This is a genomic window from Microbacterium sp. 4R-513 (assembly GCF_011046485.1).
Lineage (GTDB): Bacteria > Actinomycetota > Actinomycetes > Actinomycetales > Microbacteriaceae > Microbacterium.
Window position 1 is genome coordinate 2347026 of the sequence record NZ_CP049256.1, and the last position, 18602, is coordinate 2365627.

The 18602-nt window shown below is 70.8% G+C and carries 15 protein-coding genes and 1 pseudogene; 11 read left to right on the forward strand and 5 right to left on the reverse strand.

Annotation, left to right across the window (positions count from 1 at the left end; genetic code table 11):
- The first annotated feature begins 35 nt into the window (after nucleotides 1–35).
- The 5 genes from G5T42_RS10185 to G5T42_RS10205 are packed head-to-tail and all read left to right on the forward strand — an operon-like array spanning nucleotide 36 to nucleotide 3983.
- The gene (locus G5T42_RS10185) at nucleotides 36–953 is read left to right on the forward strand and encodes an ABC transporter ATP-binding protein (RefSeq protein ID WP_165128228.1); all 918 of its coding nucleotides are present in this window, start codon (nucleotides 36–38) and stop codon (nucleotides 951–953) included.
- Nucleotides 950–1795, forward strand: a complete 846-nt coding sequence (locus G5T42_RS10190) for an ABC transporter permease (protein WP_165128230.1) — start codon at nucleotides 950–952, stop codon at nucleotides 1793–1795. The genes G5T42_RS10185 and G5T42_RS10190 overlap by 4 nt, the downstream gene beginning before the upstream one ends.
- A gap of 30 nt (nucleotides 1796–1825) precedes the next feature.
- Nucleotides 1826–3013, forward strand: a complete 1188-nt coding sequence (locus G5T42_RS10195; protein WP_165128232.1) for a sensor histidine kinase — start codon at nucleotides 1826–1828, stop codon at nucleotides 3011–3013.
- Nucleotides 3010–3642 (forward strand): response regulator transcription factor, encoded by a 633-nt coding sequence (locus G5T42_RS10200; RefSeq protein ID WP_165128234.1) that lies wholly within the window; start codon nucleotides 3010–3012, stop codon nucleotides 3640–3642. The genes G5T42_RS10195 and G5T42_RS10200 overlap by 4 nt, the downstream gene beginning before the upstream one ends.
- A 17-nt stretch (nucleotides 3643–3659) precedes the next feature.
- On the forward strand, nucleotides 3660–3983 hold the full coding sequence (locus G5T42_RS10205; RefSeq protein WP_165128236.1) for a hypothetical protein: 324 nt from the start codon (nucleotides 3660–3662) through the stop codon (nucleotides 3981–3983).
- Between the two features lie 3 nt (nucleotides 3984–3986).
- Here the strand turns inward: G5T42_RS10205 and G5T42_RS10210 are convergent, their stop codons facing one another.
- From G5T42_RS10210 to aceA, 3 genes are all read right to left on the reverse strand, one after another.
- Entirely contained in the window at nucleotides 3987–4322 is a 336-nt protein-coding gene (locus tag G5T42_RS10210) for a YciI family protein (RefSeq protein ID WP_165128238.1), read from the reverse strand.
- Between the two features lie 197 nt (nucleotides 4323–4519).
- Nucleotides 4520–6202, reverse strand: coding sequence for a malate synthase A (aceB, locus tag G5T42_RS10215; RefSeq protein WP_165128240.1), 1683 nt, complete (start codon nucleotides 6200–6202; stop codon nucleotides 4520–4522).
- A gap of 161 nt (nucleotides 6203–6363) precedes the next feature.
- Nucleotides 6364–7695 carry an isocitrate lyase gene (gene aceA, locus G5T42_RS10220; protein ID WP_165128242.1) on the reverse strand — a complete coding sequence of 444 codons (1332 nt, stop codon included), beginning with the start codon at nucleotides 7693–7695 and terminating at the stop codon, nucleotides 6364–6366.
- Between the two features lie 142 nt (nucleotides 7696–7837).
- Here aceA and G5T42_RS10225 point away from each other — a divergent pair, with 142 nt between their 5' ends.
- On the forward strand, nucleotides 7838–9316 hold the full coding sequence (locus G5T42_RS10225) for a helix-turn-helix transcriptional regulator (protein ID WP_165128244.1): 1479 nt from the start codon (nucleotides 7838–7840) through the stop codon (nucleotides 9314–9316).
- A 130-nt stretch (nucleotides 9317–9446) separates the two neighbouring features.
- On the opposite strand, the gene G5T42_RS10230 is transcribed toward G5T42_RS10225, so the two are convergent.
- Nucleotides 9447–10982: a PucR family transcriptional regulator gene (locus tag G5T42_RS10230; protein ID WP_165128246.1), complete on the reverse strand. Its 1536-nt coding sequence runs from the start codon at nucleotides 10980–10982 to the stop codon at nucleotides 9447–9449.
- Between the two features lie 112 nt (nucleotides 10983–11094).
- On the opposite strand from G5T42_RS10230, the pseudogene gabT reads away from it, so the two are divergent.
- From gabT to G5T42_RS10255, 5 genes and pseudogenes are all read left to right on the forward strand, one after another.
- Nucleotides 11095–12454, forward strand: a pseudogene (gene gabT / locus G5T42_RS10235) (4-aminobutyrate--2-oxoglutarate transaminase).
- A 76-nt stretch (nucleotides 12455–12530) separates the two neighbouring features.
- On the forward strand, nucleotides 12531–13907 hold the full coding sequence (locus G5T42_RS10240) for an NAD(P)/FAD-dependent oxidoreductase (RefSeq protein WP_165128248.1): 1377 nt from the start codon (nucleotides 12531–12533) through the stop codon (nucleotides 13905–13907).
- On the forward strand, nucleotides 13904–14788 hold the full coding sequence (locus G5T42_RS10245; protein ID WP_165128250.1) for a universal stress protein: 885 nt from the start codon (nucleotides 13904–13906) through the stop codon (nucleotides 14786–14788). The genes G5T42_RS10240 and G5T42_RS10245 overlap by 4 nt, the downstream gene beginning before the upstream one ends.
- Nucleotides 14785–16356 (forward strand): APC family permease, encoded by a 1572-nt coding sequence (locus G5T42_RS10250; protein ID WP_206535621.1) that lies wholly within the window; start codon nucleotides 14785–14787, stop codon nucleotides 16354–16356. The genes G5T42_RS10245 and G5T42_RS10250 overlap by 4 nt, the downstream gene beginning before the upstream one ends.
- A 23-nt stretch (nucleotides 16357–16379) precedes the next feature.
- Nucleotides 16380–17738: an NAD-dependent succinate-semialdehyde dehydrogenase gene (locus G5T42_RS10255; RefSeq protein ID WP_165128252.1), complete on the forward strand. Its 1359-nt coding sequence runs from the start codon at nucleotides 16380–16382 to the stop codon at nucleotides 17736–17738.
- A gap of 105 nt (nucleotides 17739–17843) precedes the next feature.
- On the opposite strand, the gene G5T42_RS10260 is transcribed toward G5T42_RS10255, so the two are convergent.
- Entirely contained in the window at nucleotides 17844–18473 is a 630-nt protein-coding gene (locus G5T42_RS10260; RefSeq protein WP_165128254.1) for a hypothetical protein, read from the reverse strand.
- Between the last annotated feature and the right edge of the window lie 129 nt (nucleotides 18474–18602).

Genomic DNA, 18602 nt, shown 5'->3' on the forward strand with positions numbered 1-18602 from the left:
TTCCGCTCCGGGCCGGCATCGGAGAGGCTGGACGAATGGGCGACACGGCGGTGCGAGTGCGGAACCTGCGAAAGGCCTACGGCGGGCGGACGGTGGTCGACGACGTCTCGTTCGACATCGAGCGCGGCGAGACCTTCGCGCTGCTGGGGCCCAACGGCGCCGGCAAGTCGACCACCGTCGAGATCCTCGAGGGCTACCGTCGTCGCACGGGCGGCGAGGTCGCGGTGCTCGGCGTCGACCCGGAGTCCGCGGGACTGGAGTGGAAGTCGCGCATCGGCATCGTGTTGCAGTCGACGGGCCAGGGAGGCCTCTTCACGGTGCGCGAGCAGCTCCGCCAGTTCGCGGGGTTCTATCCGCGGGCGCGTGACGTCGACGAGGTGATCGCCGCCGTCGGGCTCGACGAGCAGGCGAAGACGCGGATCTCGAAGCTCTCCGGCGGGCAGCAGCGGCGCGTCGACGTGGCGCTCGGCATCATCGGACGCCCCGAGCTGCTCTTCCTCGACGAGCCGACAACGGGCTTCGACCCCCACGCGCGGCGTGAGTTCTGGGAGCTCATCCGCCGCCTGCAGGCCGAGGGGACGACGATCCTCCTGACCACGCACTACCTCGACGAGGCGGCGCAGCTCGCCGATCGGGTGGCGGTGATCGCGGACGGCCGCCTGCGGGCGATCGGACCCGTCGACACGATCGGCGGCGAGGAGGCGCGGGTGCCCGTCGTGCGCTGGATCGAAGGCGGGGAGGCGCGCGAGGAGCGCACGCGCGAGCCGTTCGATTTCGCGACCCGGCTGGCCGCGCGCATGGGTGGTGCTCCCGCAGGCCTCGAGATCGTCCGGCCCAGCCTCGAGGACGTCTATCTCGGGCTCGTCGCCGAGGCATCCGTCGACACGCCTCCGGGTCCGCCTCCCGGACCCGCGGATGCCGGCGAGCCGGTCATCGAGGAGGCCGCGCGATGAGCGTCGCGGTCGGTTCGGAGCGCCGGGCTCTGCGCAGTGCCGTGGCTCTCGGATGGTGGCGCACGCGCTTCGAGCTCATCCAGTACTTCCGGTCGGGCGACACGCTCTTCTTCACCTTCCTCTTCCCCATCGCGATGCTCGGGCTGTTCAGCGTCGTGTTCGGGTCTGACGGCGACTTCCAGCCGGCGCCCGGCGTCCCGGCCATCTCGGTCGCCGAGCTCTACCTGCCGGGGATGCTCGCGGCGGGCCTCCTGCTGTCGGGGTTCCAGAACCTCGCGATGGACATCGCCGTCGAGCGCTCGGAGGGAACGCTGAAGCGCCTCGGCGGAACGCCGCTGTCGCCCGTGTCGTACTTCGCCGGGAAGATCGGTCAGGTCGGCGTGACCGGCACGCTCCAGGCGATCCTGCTGCTCGCCTTCGCCGTCTTCGTCCTCGGCGCGGAGCTCCCGACCGACCCGTCGAAGTGGGCGGTGTTCGCGTGGGTCTTCGTGCTCGGCATCACGACGTCGGCGCTGCTGGGAGTCGCGCTGTCGTCGGTGCCCCGGACGGCGAAGAGCGCGACGGCGGTCGTCGTCCCCATCGCCCTCGTCCTGCAGTTCATCTCGGGCGTCTACCTGTTCTTCTTCCAGCTCCCGGACTGGCTCCAGAACGTGGCGAGCCTCTTCCCGCTCAAGTGGATGGCCGAGGGCATGCGCTACGTGTTCCTGCCGGACAGCTACGGCGTCCTGGAGCAGACCGAGGACTGGAACCTCGCGGGCGTCGCGCTCGCCCTGTCGATCTGGCTCGTGGTCGGGCTCATCCTCTCGCGGCTGACCTTCCGGTGGATCCGGCGCGACGCGTAGCCTCGTGACGCGGCGGCGAAGGGGCTCGAGATGCTGAACAGGCGGTGGTGGGACGTCACGGTCATCGGCGCGATCCTCGCCATCGCCGTGTTCTCATTCCTCGGCTTCGGCCCGACCGACCCGACGAAGCGGCTCATCGTCCTCATGACCCTCGGACTCTTCGTCGTGGGATACGCGGTGTTCGCGCGGCCGGAGATCGGGTCCGAGGCGCCCACCTGGCGGGTGCCCGTCTTCGTCACGATCGCGGCGGTGTCGATCTGCATCGGCGTGGCCGCAGGTCCCTTCCTCTCGATGCTCCAGGTCGTCGCCTACCCGCTCGCCTGGGTCATCACGGCCGATCGCAGGCAGGCGATCCTCGCCTCGGTCGTCATCGCGCTGGCTGTCCTCGCCGGGTATCTGCTGGGCGGCGGGCTCTCGTTCGAGGCCTTCGTCTCGGGTCTCACGACGGCGGGCTTCTCGGTCGCGTTCGCCATCTCGCTCGGGCTCTGGATCACGAGCATCGCCGAGTACGGCGAGGAGCGCGGGCGGCTGCTCGCCGATCTCACGGCGGCACAGGCGCAGGTCGAGGCCCTCAGCCGGGATCGAGGTGCCGCGAGCGAGCGGGAGCGGCTGGCCCGCGACATCCACGACACCCTCGCCCAGACCCTCGCGGGACTCGTGATCCTCGCGGAGCGCGCGGGCAGGCAGTCGCGGGACGGAGCGACGGATGCCGCGGCCTCGACGATCGCGACGGTGGAGCAGGTGGCACGTGAAGCGCTGGCCGAGTCGCGCGCGCTGGTCGCGCGCACGGCGGCGGTCCCCGGCGAGCTGGTCTTCGCGGCGGCGGTGGAGCGGCTCGCCGAGCGCTTCCGCGCCGAGGCGGGCCTGGCGATCGACGTGCATCTGCGCATCGACGACTCCGCGCCCCTCGGCCGGGACGCCCAGGTCGTGCTGCTGCGCTGTCTCCAGGAGGCGCTCGCGAACGTCCGCCGGCATGCCGGGGCGACGCGGGTGACGGTCGCGGTCACCTCGCTCGGCGCGACGACCGAGGTCGAGGTGACCGATGACGGGCGCGGATTCGATCCCGACGCACCCCGGTCGGGATTCGGGCTCGACGGCATGGGGGAGCGGGTCGCGCTCGCGGGCGGCTCGATCGACGTCGAGTCCGCGCCCGGTGCCGGCACGACGCTGCGGGTCCATCTTCCCCACGAGCCCGCTCACGCGGAGGAGGCCCGGTGATCCGGCTCGTGATCGCCGACGACCACCCCGTCGTCCGGGCCGGGCTCGCCGGCATGCTCTCGGATGAGCCGGGCTTCGAGGTCGTGGGCGAGGCATCCGACGGCGACGAGGCCGTGCGGATCGCGGGGGCGACCCAGCCCGACGTCGTGCTGATGGACCTGCGGATGCCGGGAAGCGACGGTGTCGCCGCGACGAGCCGCATCGTCGCGGGCGAGGCGGGGACGCCGCCCCCGCGCGTGCTCATCCTCACCACCTACGAGTCGGACGACCAGATCCTGGCCGCCATCGAGGCGGGCGCCGACGGCTACCTGCTCAAGGCCGCGCCGCAGGTCGAGATCGTCGCGGGCATCCGCTCGGTCGCGGCCGGCCAGCCGGCGCTGTCTCCGCATGTCGCGGTACGACTCGTGGAGCGGATGCGCCGACCGGAGACCGAGACGGTGCTGACGCCGCGCGAGACCGAGGTCCTGCGCCTCGTGGCGACCGGCCACAGCAACAAGCAGATCGCATCGCGGCTGGGCATCGGCGAGGCGACCGTCAAGACGCATCTGCTCAAGGCGTTCGACAAGCTCGGCGTCGCCGATCGCACGCATGCGGTCACCGTCGCGATGGAGCGCGGAATGCTGTCCTGAGGGCTACCCTTTCCCTCATGGACGAGTTGGTGTGGGGAGCCGTGATCTCGTCGGTCGCGCTCGTCGCGGCCGGCGTGCTGGTCTGGTGGCTCTGGGGTGGGTGCGGTCGCGCACTCACCGGCGCCATCGGCACTGTGGTGGGCGGCATCCTCTCGCTCGTGCCGCTGCTCGTCATGCCGGATCAGGATGCCGCGCTGCGCACCTCGTTCGTCATCACCATCGTGACGGTGGTGTGGCTCCTGGGCTGGGTGCTCGCGAGCGGGATCCGGGCGCAGCGGCTCGCGCGCGAGGCCGAGGCCGAGGCCCTGGGCACAGTGCGAAGCACCGCCCCCAGGGCCTGAGCGTCAGAGGTCGAGGGGCCAGGCCGGCCGCAGCTCGATGATGCCTCCCGCGGCCATCGGGTGGCGCCCGGCGATCTCGAGGGCCTCGTCGAGCGACTCCGCCTCGAGCACATCGAATCCCGCGATCCACTCGTGCGTCTCGGCGAAGGGGCCGTCGGTCACGATGAGCTTGCCGCCGCGGCGGCGGACCGTCTTGGCGTCGGACGGCGGACGCAGCCGGTCGCCCTCGGTGGCCTTGCCGGCGCCGTAGGTCTCATCGACCCACTGCTCGATCGTGATGGGCGCCTCCTCGCCCTCTTCGAGGCTGGGGTCGACGACTACGAGCATCAGGAACTTCATCGCGCTGTCCTTTCCGTTGAGCGACGTTACTGCTCTGTGCGTCGAACGACCCGTTGCCGGGTCGACGAAACGCGCGAAAAGAATTCGCGGATCTTCCGCGACCCTCGGCGAGTCCCGGTTCTGCGGCCCTGGGAGCGAAGAGAACCGGATGCCTCGACCCGCGCGGGTCGAGGCATCCGGTCCGTTCGAACCGCCGATCAGCCGGCGTCGACGAGGAACTTCGCGTAGGCCGGCAGCGTCAGGAAGGCAGGGAAGTCCGCGCCGAGCGCGACCTCGCGGAAGACCTCCGCCGCGTCGTCGAACCGGTCGCCGGTCCCCGTGCCTGTCGAGGGGCGGCGCTCCGCTTGCGCGAGCACGTCGGCGATGAGTCCCTCGACGTACTCGCGGGTGATGGGGGTGCCGTCGTCGGTGGTGCGGTCCTGGTGGATCCACTGCCACACCTGCGAACGGCTGATCTCGGCGGTCGCGGCATCCTCCATGAGGTTGTCGATCGCCACGGCGCCCTGACCCCGCAGCCACGCCTCGAGGTAGCGGATCGCCACCGAGACGTTCCCGTGCACGCCGGCCGCGGTGATGGGGCGGCCGATGTGGACGTCGATGAGGTCGGCCGCCTTCACGTGGACCTCGGGCCGCTGGCGATCGAGCTGATTCGGCCGCTCGCCCAGCACCGCATCGAACTCGGCGCGGGCCACGGGGATCAGGTCGGGGTGGGCGACCCACGTGCCGTCGAAGCCGTCACCGGCCTCGCGCTTCTTGTCGGCGGCGACCTTCTCGAACGCGCGCTCGGTCACTTCGGGATCGCGGCGGTTGGGGATGAAGGCGCTCATCCCGCCGATCGCGAACGCGCCGCGCTTGTGGCAGGTCTTGACGAGCAGCTCGGTGTACGCCCGCATGAACGGCACGGTCATCGTCACTTCACTGCGGTCGGGGAGGACGAACCGCGCCCCGCGGCCGCGGTAGTTCTTGATGATGGAGAAGATGTAGTCCCAGCGGCCGGCGTTGAGGCCCGCGCAGTGATCGCGCAGTTCGAACAGGATCTCCTCCATCTCGAACGCCGCGGGCAGCGTCTCGATGAGCACCGTCGCGCGGATCGTGCCGTGCGGGATGCCGAGGAAGCGCTCGCTGAAGGTGAAGACGTCGTCCCACAGCTTCGCCTCCTCGCTGGACTCGAGCTTCGCGATATAGAAGTAGGGGCCCCGGCCGTCGGCGATCAGCCGCTGGGCGTTGTGGAAGAAGTACAGCCCGAAGTCCACCAGCGAGCCCGACGCGGCGAGCGTGCGGCCCGCGCGGTCCGTGAACGCGATGTGCTGCTCGGGCAGGTGCCAGCCGCGGGGGCGCATGACGATCGTGGGGGTCTCGCTCGCCGTGACCTCGTACCGCTTCCCCTCGGGGCTCGTGAACGACAGCTCGCCGCGGATCGCGTCGCGCAGGCTCAGCTGCCCTTCGATGACGTTCTTCCACGTGGGGCTGGTGGCATCCTCCTGGTCGGCGAGCCACACCTTCGCCCCGGAGTTGAGGGCGTTGATCGTCATCTTCGGATCCGTGGGGCCGGTGATCTCGACGCGTCGGTCTTCGAGGCCCGGTCCCGCTCCGGCGACCCGCCACTCGGCATCCTCGCGGATGTGCCGGGTGTCATCGCGGAACTGCGGATCGTGCCCGTTGCCGATCTCGAAGCGGCGACGCAGGCGGTCCGCGAGCCGGTCATGGCGGCGGGCCGCGAAGCGGACGTGCAGCTCGGTGAGGAACGCGAGAGCCTCGGGCGTGAGGACCTCGCCGTACCGCGGTCCGATCCGGCCCAGGATCTCGATGGCCGACTTCGCCGCGGTCGCCGCGGGCGGCGTGGTCGTGGTGTTCGGGGGAGAGGTGTCGATGAGTGTCATGGTCTTTCCTTCTCTAGGTCTTCGGGGTTTGGGGCGCGATCCGCCCGCCGTGGACGGTGTGTCGCGGCGTGTCGCGGGTGCGAAGCGCCCCGAACCCGGGATGTGGGTGGAATGGGTGCCATGGGCCGGCGGGGTCGGGCCGTGCCGGGGCATCCGTTCGATCAGTGGAACTGGGCGGTCTCGGTGGAGCCGGCCAGGGCCAGGGTGGCGCTGTCGGGGTTGAGCGCCGTCGACACGAAGTCGAAGTAGCCGGTTCCGGCCTCGCGCTGGTGCTTCGTCGCGGTGTAGCCCTGCGCTTCGGCGGCGAACTCGGCTTCCTGCAGCTCGACGTAGGCGCTCATGGCGCGCTCGGCGTAGCCCTTGGCGAGGTCGAACATCGAGTGGTTGAGGGCGTGGAAGCCGGCGAGGGTGATGAACTGGAACTTGTAGCCCAGCTCGGCGAGCTCCTTCTGGAAGCTCGCGATCTGCTCGTCGTTCAGGTGGCTCTTCCAGTTGAAGCTGGGCGAGCAGTTGTAGGCGAGCAGCTTGCCGGGGAACGGCTCGTGGATCGCGTGCGCGAAGTCCCGGGCGAGCTCGATGTCGGGCTCGCCGGTCTCGACCCAGAGCAGGTCGGCGTAGGGCGCGAACGCCAGGCCGCGGCTGATGACCGCTTCGAGTCCGGGCCGCACGCGGTAGAAGCCCTCGGTCGTGCGCTCGCCGGTCGTGAAGGCCTGGTCCCGCTCGTCGACGTCGCTCGTCAGCAGATCGGCTGCCAGGGCGTCGGTGCGGGCGATGATGACCGTCGGCACGCCGGCGACATCGGCGGCCAGTCGCGCGGCGTTGAGCGTGCGGATGTGCTGCTGCGTCGGCACGAGCACCTTGCCGCCGAGGTGACCGCACTTCTTCTCGCTCGCGAGCTGGTCCTCCCAGTGGATGCCGGCCGCGCCCGCCTGGATGAGGGAGTGGGCGAGCTCGTAGGCGTTGAGGGGTCCGCCGAAGCCGGCCTCGGCATCCGCCACGATCGGCGCGAGCCAGTCCTGCGTCATCTCGCCGGTGCCGACGGATGCCTCGGCGTGCTCGATCTGGTCCTGGCGCAGGAGCGCGTTGTTGATGCGCCGCACGACCGACGGCACGGAGTTGGCCGGGTACAGGCTCTGGTCGGGGTAGGTCTGACCGGCGAGGTTGCCGTCGGCGGCGACCTGCCAGCCGCTCAGGTAGATGGCCTTGAGCCCGGCGCGCACCTGCTGGACGGCTTGGCCGCCGGTGTAGGCGCCGAGCGCCCGGATGTACTCCTCGGTGTGGAGGAGGTTCCACAGGTTCTCGGCGCCGCGCTGCGCGAGCGTGCTCTCCTCACGGACGGAGCCGCGCAGGCGGATGACATCGTCGGCGGTGTAGGTGCGCTCGATGCCGTCCCAGCGGGGGTCGGTGTCCCACACCTCCTGCAGGTCGGCGGCGGTCTGCGTCTGGTCGCCGGCGCGGAGGGGCGGTCGGCCGGGAGTGGCGTGGATCGTCATGAGGACTCCTTCTCGGGATGCCGGGGCCGAGGCTCCGGTCTCGTTCGTCGTGTCACCCACTGTCCGTGAAGATCCCGGCGCCCGCCGACCGATCAGCGTGTGAACTTTCGGCATACTTCTGCTTTCGTGACAGAATCCGGGGATGACACCTCCTTCGAGCCACAGTCCCGACGTGGATGTCGCCGACGATGAAGAGGTGGACTCTCTCACCATCGGCCGCCGCATCCGTCAGCTGCGCACCGAGCGCGGCCTCACCCTCGAGGAGCTGGCGAACGCGGTCGATCGCGCGCCGAGTCAGCTGTCGATGATCGAGAACGGGCGACGCGAGCCGAAGCTCACGCTGCTGCGTGCGATCGCCCGCGTGCTCGGCGTCTCACTCGAGGCGCTGCTGGAGTCCGAGCCGCTCGACGAGCGAGCGACCCTCGAGATCGCCCTCGAGCGGGCCATGAAGGGCGCGACGTTCCAGGCCCTCGGCATCCCGTCCTTCCGCATCGGCAAGACCGTCCCCGATGAGGCGCTCCGCGCGATGCTCGCCCTGCAGGGCGAGATCGAGCGCCTCCGCGACGAGCGCGCCGCAACCCCCGAGGAGGCGCGGCGGGCCAACGTCGCCCTCCGTCGGCTCATGCGGACGCAGAGCAACTACTTCCCCGACCTCGAGCAGCGTGCGCGCGAGATCCTCGACGCCGTCGACCACCCCGGCGGTCCGCTCACCCAGCGCACGGCCTCCGACATCGCGGCCCATCTCGGGTTCACGCTCCACTACGTTCCCGACCTGCCGCAGACCACGCGCAGCGTCGCCGACATCAAGAACGGTCGCCTCTACCTGTCGAGCAGGCTGACCGCCAAGGGCGATCCGCGTACCGCCGTGCTTCAGGCGCTGTCGAGCCGCATCCTCGGGCACACCGAGCCCACGAGCTACGCCGAGTTCCTCCGGCAGCGCGTCGAGACGAACTACCTGAGCGGGGCCCTGCTCATCCCCGAGGCTCACGCCGTGCCGTTCCTGCAGGACGCCAAGAAGGACAGGGCGATCTCGATCGAGGACCTCCGCGACGCCTACTCGGTCTCGTACGAGACGGCGGCGCACCGCTTCACCAATCTCGCGACGCAGCACCTCGGCATCCCGGTCCACTTCCTCAAGGTCCACGAGTCGGGGGTCATCACGAAGGCGTACGAGAACGACGACGTCAACTTCCCGACCGACCGGCTCGGGTCGATCGAGGGGCAGATGTGCTGCCGCCGGTGGACGTCCCGCGTCGTCTTCGACGTCGACGACCACTTCAACCCCTACTACCAGTACACCGACACGGGGAACGGCACCTACTGGTGCACGGCGCGCGTCGAGTTCTCGAGCGAGGGCGCGCACTCGGTGTCGGTCGGCGTGCGGTTCGACGACACGAAGTGGTTCCTCGGCCGCGACACCCCGAACCGGGGCGTCTCGAAGCACTCCGTCGAGGTGTGCTGCCGCCGTGCGCCCGCCGACCTCGAAGCGGCGTGGCGGGACAGCTCATGGCCGAACGTGCGGACGCCCCGGACGCTCCTCGCGACGCTTCCGACGGGCGCGTTCCCCGGGGTGGACACGACCGACGTGTACGAGTTCCTCGAGGCGCACGCGCCGCGCTGATCCGGCGGCCGCCGGCTTCGCCGGCACAACGGCGGAGTCCTTGGGCGACACGCCGGTGACGGATGCCTCGAGCCGGCGTGTCGCGCACATCATCCGCCGCTGTGCACGCGGTTGCGCCGGGGCAGGTCCGTCAGACCTCCCGGGAGACCTGCAGCGCCGCCCACAGATCGGCGCGCGCCGCGAACGACGTCAGGTCGGTGCCGAGGAGGCGCTGGGCGAGGCCGATCCGAGCCCGCACGGTGTGGCGGTGCACCCCGAGCGCGGCCGCGGCCGCGTCGATCCGGGCATCCTGCTCGAGCCACGCGCGCAGCGTCTCGACGAGGGCCGCCCCCTGCGCCGCGTCGTGCTCCCGCAGCGGTGCGAGTCGCGCAGCGGCGAGGGAGCGGGCGGCGTCCGAGTCGAGCGCCGAGAGCACGCCGGATGCCGCGATCTCGCGGAACCGGCTCACCTGCTGGCCTCCGCGGCGCAGCGCCGTCACCGCCTGCGCATGCGCGTCGGCGAACTCGGCCCACGGCACCGGCTCCGACACGCCCAGGCGCGCGCCGAAGCGCTCCGCCAGCTCCGCGAGCACGTGTTCGTCGTGGCTCACGACCACGAGGTGGTCCTCCGCGCGCCCGTGGAAGACGGCGCCACGCGACTCCGAGGCGCGCAGCGTCAGCCATTCGGCGACCGCATCGGCCCGCGCCGCCGTGGGGTCGGTGACGGCGACGAGCACCGGGGGAGCCGGGAAGCCGCCCCACAGGTCGCGCGCGATCCGGCGCGAGAGCGCGGGGTCTCCGGCGAGGAGCGATTGGACGAGTCCGGTCCGCAGCAGCTCGTGGGCGCGCGTCAGGCGCTGCTGCTGCTCGAACGCGAGTCCCGCCATGGCGACGACGGAGGTGACGACCCCGCGCCCCTCCTGGTCGAGCTCCGCTCCCGCGATCGCGATGACACCGCGCAGATGCCCGCCGCGCCCCAGCGTCTGCATCGTGAAGGCCTGGTCGCCGATCCGCAGCGACGATCCGGCGCGCGCGCCCCGCCGGAGCACCGCTCCCACCTCTGCTGTGAGACCCTCCCGCACCCCGTCGGAGAGCCCGGCGATGGGATGCTCCCGGGTGAGGGCACCGGCGGCATCGAAGAGCCCGACCCACATGTCGAGCTGGCGGGAGAGCTCGGCGAGGGTCGCGCCGAGCCCGTCGGGCCGGAGCGCGGCGAGCGCGATCGCCCGCTGCGCCGCGAGCGCCCAGCTGCGCCGCGCGTAGGCCTGGGCCGCGATCGCCTCGGCGTTGGCGCGGGCGACCGCGATGAACGGGGTGCGGTACGGCACCTCGAAGAGCGGCATCCCCTCCTCCCGGCACGCGTCGGTGAGGGCGGGCGGGATGCCGGCGCGCACGACCTCGGTGCCGAAGCCCAGGCCCACGACGCCGCGCGCCGAGAGCCGGTGGACGTAGGCGCGGAACACGGCGGGGTCTTCGCCGGTCTCGAGGAACTGCCGGCCGGTCGTAAGGAGTGCGAGCCCCTCCGACAGGAACGGGGTGGGGTCGGCGAGGTCCGAGCTGTGCACCCACCGCACGGCGTGGTCGAGGGCGCCGGGCGCCAGGTCGGACTCGTCGCTCTGCAGCGTCAGGTGCAGCTCGTGCCGTCGCAGCAGCGCCCGCAGGGTCGCGGCCTCGGTCGCGGCATCCATCGCACTCCCGTCGCTCGGGCCGACCCGCCGTGTACAGGACGTACAGGCGACTTCCGAGAATGTACACCGCGGAGAGTGCGGCCGTCCTGCGACGGTCCGTACGCTCCCCAGCATGACCGCGACCGAAACCGTCACCGCAACGCCGCTCGGCGGGCCCTCGCTTCCCCAGGAGCGTCGCCTGAACACCAGCATCCCCGGCCCGCGCTCGCAGGAGCTCCTCGCCCGCAAGGCTGCCGCCGTCGCCGCCGGCGTCGGGCACACGGTGCCCATCGAGGCCGTGGCAGCCGGGGGGCGGAGTCGTCGTCGATGCGGACGGCAACTCGCTCATCGACCTCGGCTCGGGCATCGCCGTGACGACGCTCGGCAACGCGCACCCGAAGGTCGTCGAGGCGATCCAGGCTCAGGCGGCCCAGTTCACCCACACGTGCTTCATGATCTCGCCGTACGAGTCGTACGTCGGCGTCGCGGAGGCGCTCAACCGCGTGACGCCGGGCGATCACGAGAAGAAGAGCGCGCTCTTCAACTCGGGCGCCGAGGCCGTCGAGAACGCGATCAAGATCGCTCGCAAGTACACGAAGAAGTCGGCCGTCGTCGCCTTCGACCACGGCTACCACGGGCGCACGAACCTCACGATGGCCCTGACGGCGAAGGCGATGCCCTACAAGAGCGGCTTCGGCCCCTTCGCGGCGGAGATCTACCGCGCGCCCCTCTCGTACCCGTTCCGCGACGGCCTGAGCGGCGCCGAGGCGGCGAAGAAAGCCATCTCGATCATCGAGAAGCAGGTCGGCGCCGACAACCTCGCCGCCGTCATCATCGAGCCCATCCAGGGCGAGGGCGGCTTCATCGTCCCGGCCGACGGGTTCCTCAACGCCCTCGTGGACTGGTGCCGCGCCAACGACGTCGTCTTCATCGCCGACGAGATCCAGACCGGCTTCGCCCGCACCGGCGCGATGTTCGCGAGCGAGCGCTTCGGCATCGTGCCCGACCTCATCACGACGGCCAAGGGCATCGCGGGGGGCATGCCCCTGGCCGCCGTGACGGGCCGTGCCGAGATCATGGATGCCTCGCACACCGGCGGCCTCGGCGGCACCTACGGCGGCAATCCCGTCGCGTGCGCCGCGGCGCTCGCCGCGATCGAGGCGTTCGAGACCGAGGGGCTCATCGAGCGGGCGAACGAGATCGGCGAGATCCTGCTGGGCCGTCTGCGCGAGATCCAGCAGGCCGACCCCCGCCTCGGCGACGTGCGCGGCCACGGCGCCATGATCGCGGCCGAGTTCGTCGACCCGGCGACCGGCGAGCCCGACGCGGCCCTCACCGGCGCCGTCGCCAAGGCGTGCATCGCCGATGGCGTCATCGTCCTCACGTGCGGCACCTACGGGAACGTCATCCGCTTCCTTCCGCCGCTCAGCATCCCCGACGCGCTGCTGAACGAGGGCATCGACGTCGTCGCGGCTTCCCTCGCCGCCAACTGACCTCGCGGTCGACGGGCCCGGCTGGGGGAGCCGGGCCCGTCCGCCGTGACCACTGACCTGAAGCAAAGGAGCAAACATGTCGGAGCTGACGCGTGACGTCGTCGTCATCGGCGCGGGCGCCGCGGGACTGACCGCAGCGAACGAACTGAAGAAGGCCGGTCTCTCGGTCGCCGTGCTGGAGGCCCGCGACCGCGTCGGCGGGCGCCTGTGGACCGATGTGATCGACGGCGCGATGCTCGAGATCGGCGGCCAGTGGGTGTCGCCCGACCAGCAGGCCCTGATCGACACGATCGAGGAGCTGGGTCTCGAGACGTTCGACCGCTACCGCGAGGGCGACTCGGTCTACGTCGGCCCCGACGGCGAGGCCAAGCGCTTCACGGGCGAGATGTTCCCCGTGTCGCCCGAGACCGAGCGGATCATCGCCGAGATCACCGACGAGCTCGACGCGATGGTCGCCGAGATCGACCCCGACCGTCCCTGGGCGCACCCCAAGGCCGAGGAGTGGGACACCATCTCGTGGGAGGCCTGGCTCCGGGCCAAGACCGACGACGACGAAGCGGTGCGCAACCTCGCGTTCCCGACGGGCTCGGCCATGCTCACCAAGCCCGTGCACGCCGTCTCGCTCCTCCAGTCGCTGCTCATGGCCGCTTCCGCCGGCAGCTACACCCACCTCGTCGATGCCGACTTCATCCTCGACAAGCGGGTGATCGGCGGACTGCAGCAGGTGCCGCTCCTCCTGGCCGAGCGTCTCGGCGACGACGTCTTCCTCGGTCAGCCCGTGCGCTCGCTCGAATGGACGCCGTCGACGGGCTCCGGCACCGGCGGCGTCGTGGCCGTGACCGAGACCCAGACGGTCCGCGCACGGTACGCGATCCTGGCCCACGCGCCGATCCTCTACAGCCGCATCCAGTTCGTGCCGCCGCTCCCGCGCCGCCAGCACCAGATGCACCAGCACATCTCGATGGGGTTCGTCATCAAGGTGCACGCCGTATACGACCGTCCTTTCTGGCGCGAACAGGGCCTTTCGGCGACGGCGTTCAGCCCCTACGAGATCTGCCACGAGGCGTACGACAACACGAACTACGGCGACGAGCGCGGCACCCTCGTCGGCTTCGTCTCGGACCGCAACGCCGACGATGTCTTCACACTGTCGGCGGAGGAGCGCAAGGAGCGCATCCTCGAGTCGCTGTCGCACTACTACGGGCCCGAGGCCAAGAACCCGGTCGTCTACTACGAGAGCGACTGGGGCAGCGAGGAGTGGACGCGCGGCGCGTATGCGGCCAGCTTCGACCTCGGCGGCCTGCACCGCTACGGCGCCGACCTGCGCACGCCCGTCGGGCCGATCCACTTCGCGTGCAGCGACATGGCCGGCGCGGGGTACCAGCACGTCGACGGCGCGATCCGGATGGGCCGGCTCGTCGCCGAGAACATCCTCGAAGACGCGCGCGCATGAGCGGCCATATCGTCGTCGGCTACACCGCCACGGAGGCCGGCCAGGACGCCGTCGCGCTCGGCGCACGCCTCGCTCCGGCCCTCGGCGCGCGGGTCGACCTCGTGCTGGTGCTCCCGGCCGAGGACCGCAGCGTCATCACGCCGCCGGACGCCGGCTACGACCGCTACCTCGTCGGCCAGGCGGAGACCTGGCTCGCCGAGGCCGGCGCGTCCATGCCCACCGACGTCCCGCACGAGGCGCACGTCCGGTTCGCCGACTCGTTCGCGGAGGGCCTGATCGCCGCCGCGCACGAGTTCGAGGCGTCCCACATCGTGGTCGGCGCCGCCAACGGCGGCCTCCGTGGGCGTCATCGTCTGGGCACCGTCGCCACCGAGCTGCTGCACTCTTCCGACGTGCCCGTCGTTCTCGCTCCCGAGGGGTATCGCCGGTTCGACGTGACCGGCGTGAGCCGCGTCACGGCGGCGATCGGCACGAGGCCCGGCGCCGACGCGCTGCTCGAGGAGTGCGTCGACCTCGTCGTCGCCACCCGCTCGAGGCTCCGCCTCCTCTCGCTCGTCTCCGTCGACCTCCCGGCGACGGTCGACACCGGCGTCATCCGCGTCGCGGGCGCCGCCCACGCCGACGACGTCCTCGGCCGAGCCCTCGAGTCGCTGCCGGAGTCCGTCCCGGCCGACGTCGTGGTCGCACGCGGCGAGAGCATCGAGGATGCCGTCGCGCACCTCAGCTGGGAGCCGGGCGAGCTCGCCGTCGTCGGATCGAGCCGGCTCGCCCAGCCCCGTCGTCTTTTCCTGGGCTCGACAGCGGCGAAGATGCTGCACGAGCTCCCCGTCCCCATGGTCGTCGTGCCCCGAACACGCGACAAGGAAGGTATCCGCGCATGAGCGCCACCGACACCGGCTCAGCGACGCCGCTGGCCCCCGCATCCGGCCCGCACGCGGGCGAACTGTCCAAGAAGGGCCTCAGCGCCGGCGCCGTCGGAGTGATCGGCGCCGTCGTGATCGGCGTCTCGACGATCGCCCCGGCCTACACGCTCACGGCCTCGCTCGGCCCCACCGTGGCGGTCGTCGGCACGCAGGTTCCGGCGATCATCCTCGTCGGCTTCATCCCGATGCTGCTGACGGCGTTCGGGTACCGCGAGCTGAACCGGGTGATGCCGGACTCCGGCACGTCCTTCACGTGGGGCGTCCGCGCCTTCGGGCCGTGGATCGGCTGGATGACGGGCTGGGGCCTCGTGGCCGCGACCGTCATCGTGCTGTCGAACCTCGCCGGGATCGCGGTCGAGTTCCTCTTCCTGCTCATCGCGCAGCTGACCGGCAATCCCGAGATCGCCGAGCTCGCGTTCAACCCGTTCATCAACGTGGGCGTGTGCCTGCTGTTCATGCTCGGAGCGACGCTCGTGTCGTACCGCGACATGCAGACGACGCAGAAGTTCCAGTACATCCTCGTCGGCTTCCAGGTCGTCGTGCTCCTGCTCTTCGCGGTCGTCGCTATCGTCAAGGCGGTGCAGGGGGATGCCCCGGATCCCACGGCGTTCTCGTGGTCGTGGTTCAACCCCTTCGAGGTCCCCACCTTCAGCGCCTTCGCCGCGGGCCTGTCGCTCTCGATCTTCATCTTCTGGGGCTGGGACGTCGTCCTCACGATGAACGAGGAGACCAAGAACCCGGCCAAGACCCCCGGCCGTGCCGCGATGCTGACGGTCGTCATCGTCGTCGCGCTCTACCTGCTGCTGTCGATCGGCCTCATCATGTTCGCCGGCGTCGGCACCGGGCCTCTGGGGCTGGCCAACGAGGACATCTCGGCGAACGTCTTCTTCGCCCTGTCCGACCCGATCCTCGGACCGCTCGCCTTCCTCGTGTCGCTCGCGGTGCTGTCGAGCTCCGCCGCGTCGCTGCAGTCGACGGCGGTGGGCCCGGCTCGCACGCTCCTCGCGATGGGGCACTACGGCGCCATTCCGCGGTCGTTCGCCCGCGTGAGCCCGCGGTTCTTCACGCCCGGCTACGCGACGATCGTCTCGGCCGTCGTGGCGTCGGTCTTCTACGCCGTCATGCGCGTGCTGAGCGAGAACGTCCTGACCGACACGATCCTGTCGCTCGGCATGATGATCTGCTTCTACTACGGCCTCACCGCGTTCGCGTGCGTCTGGTACTTCCGCAAGCAGTGGTTCGACTCGGCGCGCAGCTTCTTCTTCACGTTCCTCTTCCCGCTCGTCGGCGGCGCGATCCTCGCCGTGCTGTTCGTGACGACGCTGATCGACTCGATGGATCCCGCCTACGGCAGCGGGTCGAGCATCTTCGGGGTCGGGCTGGTGTTCGTGCTGGGCGTGACGATCATCCTCGTCGGCGTGGTCATCATGATCTGGCAGGCCATCAAGCGTCCGGCATTCTTCCGCGGCGAGACGCTGTCGATGGATGCCCCGCCCAGCCTTCGACGCGCACGTCAGACTGTCTGAGAGAAACCGAAACGGAGAACATCATGAGCGACTACGCCGTCGTCAACCCGGCCACCGGAGAGACCCTCGCGAGCTACCCGACGATCTCGGACGCCGATCTCGAGAAGGCGATCGCGACGGCGGATGCCACGTTCCGCGAGTGGCGGAATGTGCCCGTCGCCGAGCGCGCCGGCCGTGTGCGCCGCGTCGCCGAACTGCACCGCGAGCGCCGGGACGAGCTCGCCGAGATCATCGTGCGCGAGATGGGCAAGCCCCTCGTCGCGGCGCTCGGCGAGGTCGACTTCGCCGCCGACATCACGGAGTACTACGCCGACAACGCCGAGCGGATCACGGGCGACCAGCCCATCGACATCGTCGGCGAGGGGTCGGCCGTCATCCGCCGGTCGGCGCTGGGCGTGCTCCTCGGCATCATGCCGTGGAACTTCCCGTACTACCAGGTCGCCCGCTTCGCGGCCCCCAACATCGTGGTCGGCAACACGATCCTGCTCAAGCACGCGCCGCAGTGCCCGGAGTCCGCCGCCGCGATCGAGAGGATCTATCGCGACGCGGGCCTCGAGGGCGCGTACATCAACGTCTACGCGACGAACGAGCAGGCTGCGACGATCATCGCCGACCCGCGTGTGCAGGGCGTCTCGGTCACGGGCTCCGAGCGCGCGGGCGCCGCCGTCGCCGAGGCGGCCGGCCGCAACCTCAAGAAGGTGGCGCTCGAGCTGGGCGGCTCCGATCCGTTCATCCTGCTGTCGACCGACGACCTCGACGCCACGGTCCAGGCCGCCGTCGACGCGCGCCTGGACAACACGGGCCAGTCGTGCAACGCCGCCAAGCGCTTCATCGTGACGGAGGACCTGTACGACGCGTTCCTCGACAAGTTCACCGCCGCGATGGCCGCCGCGAAGGTCGGCGACCCGCTCGCCGACGACACGGTCCTCGGTCCGCTCTCGTCGGTCACGGCGGCCGAGCGGCTCGCGCAGCAGGTCGAGAAGGCGGTGAGCCAGGGGGCGACGCTCGTCACGGGCGGCACGCGCGACGGCGCGTACTACACGCCCACCGTGCTCACGGGCGTCACGAGCGAGATGGATGCCTACCGCGAGGAGTTCTTCGGGCCCGTCGGCGTCGTCTACAAGGTCGCCGACGAGAACGAGGCGATCAAGGTCGCCAACGACACGCCGTTCGGCCTCGGCTCGTACCTCTTCACGACCGACGAGAAGCAGGCCGAGCGCGTCGCCGACAAGATCGACGCCGGCATGGTCTACGTGAACCTCGTGCTCGCCGACTCGCCCGAGCTGCCGTTCGGCGGCGTCAAGCGGTCCGGCACCTCGCGCGAGCTCGGCCTGCTCGCTGCCGACGAGTTCGTGAACAAGAAGCTCATCCGCATCGGCTGAGCGGCGCAAGGTCTCGCGCCGAGGGGCCCAGATCGCACGGATGACCGTTCCCGCGCATGCGCGGTGGTGATTCGTGCGATCTCGGCTTCCAGCGCTTGGGGGTCCTCAGCGGCCGTACGCGTCGAGTGAGGCCCTGGCTTCGGCCAGGGCCTCGTCGGCCCACTCCACCTGTTGCTCGGTGCCCCAGCGCACGGCGGCGTCCTTCGCGCGCTCGAACTCGGCGATCGCCGAGACGACGTCGCCGCCGTCGAACAGCGCCCAGCCGCGATTGCTGTGCAGCCCGACGCGCCACCGTAGGGTGCGCGGGTCGTCGACGCCGTCCAGGTGCGCGAGCGCCCGGTCCGTCCACTGCGCGCCGTTCGCCGGATCGGCGATCGCGAGCATGTGCAGCGCGTCGACGAGCAGGAAGTCCAGTCGAGCGGATGCCGCGGCCTCCGCCGCCTCTCGGAAGAGCGGCACCGCGGCCACGACATCGCCGGCCGAGTTGCGGAGCCGTCCGCGCTCGAGCGCGACCCGTGTCCGGACCTCCGGCGCATACGACGCGATGGCGTCAAGCACGCCCTCCGCGTCGTCGAACTTTCCCTGGAGTCCGAGGGCGCGTCCGACCTGGGTCTCGAGCTCGGCGCGGGCCGAGGCATCCGCCTCCGCATCGGCCGCGAGGCGGAGCCGCGTCTCGGATCCGGCGGCGTCGGAGAAGTCCCAGAGGTCGTCGAGCCGCTGCTGCGTGATGGCCACGAGTGGGATGGTATTCGTCCTCCGGGCTCTCCGCCGGGTTCGCGGGTCGCAGAGGCATGCCGTACACTGGAGAGTGCAGTTGAAGTCTGCAATCTTTCGCCGTGCCCGGGTTCCCGGGCAAAGCCCCTC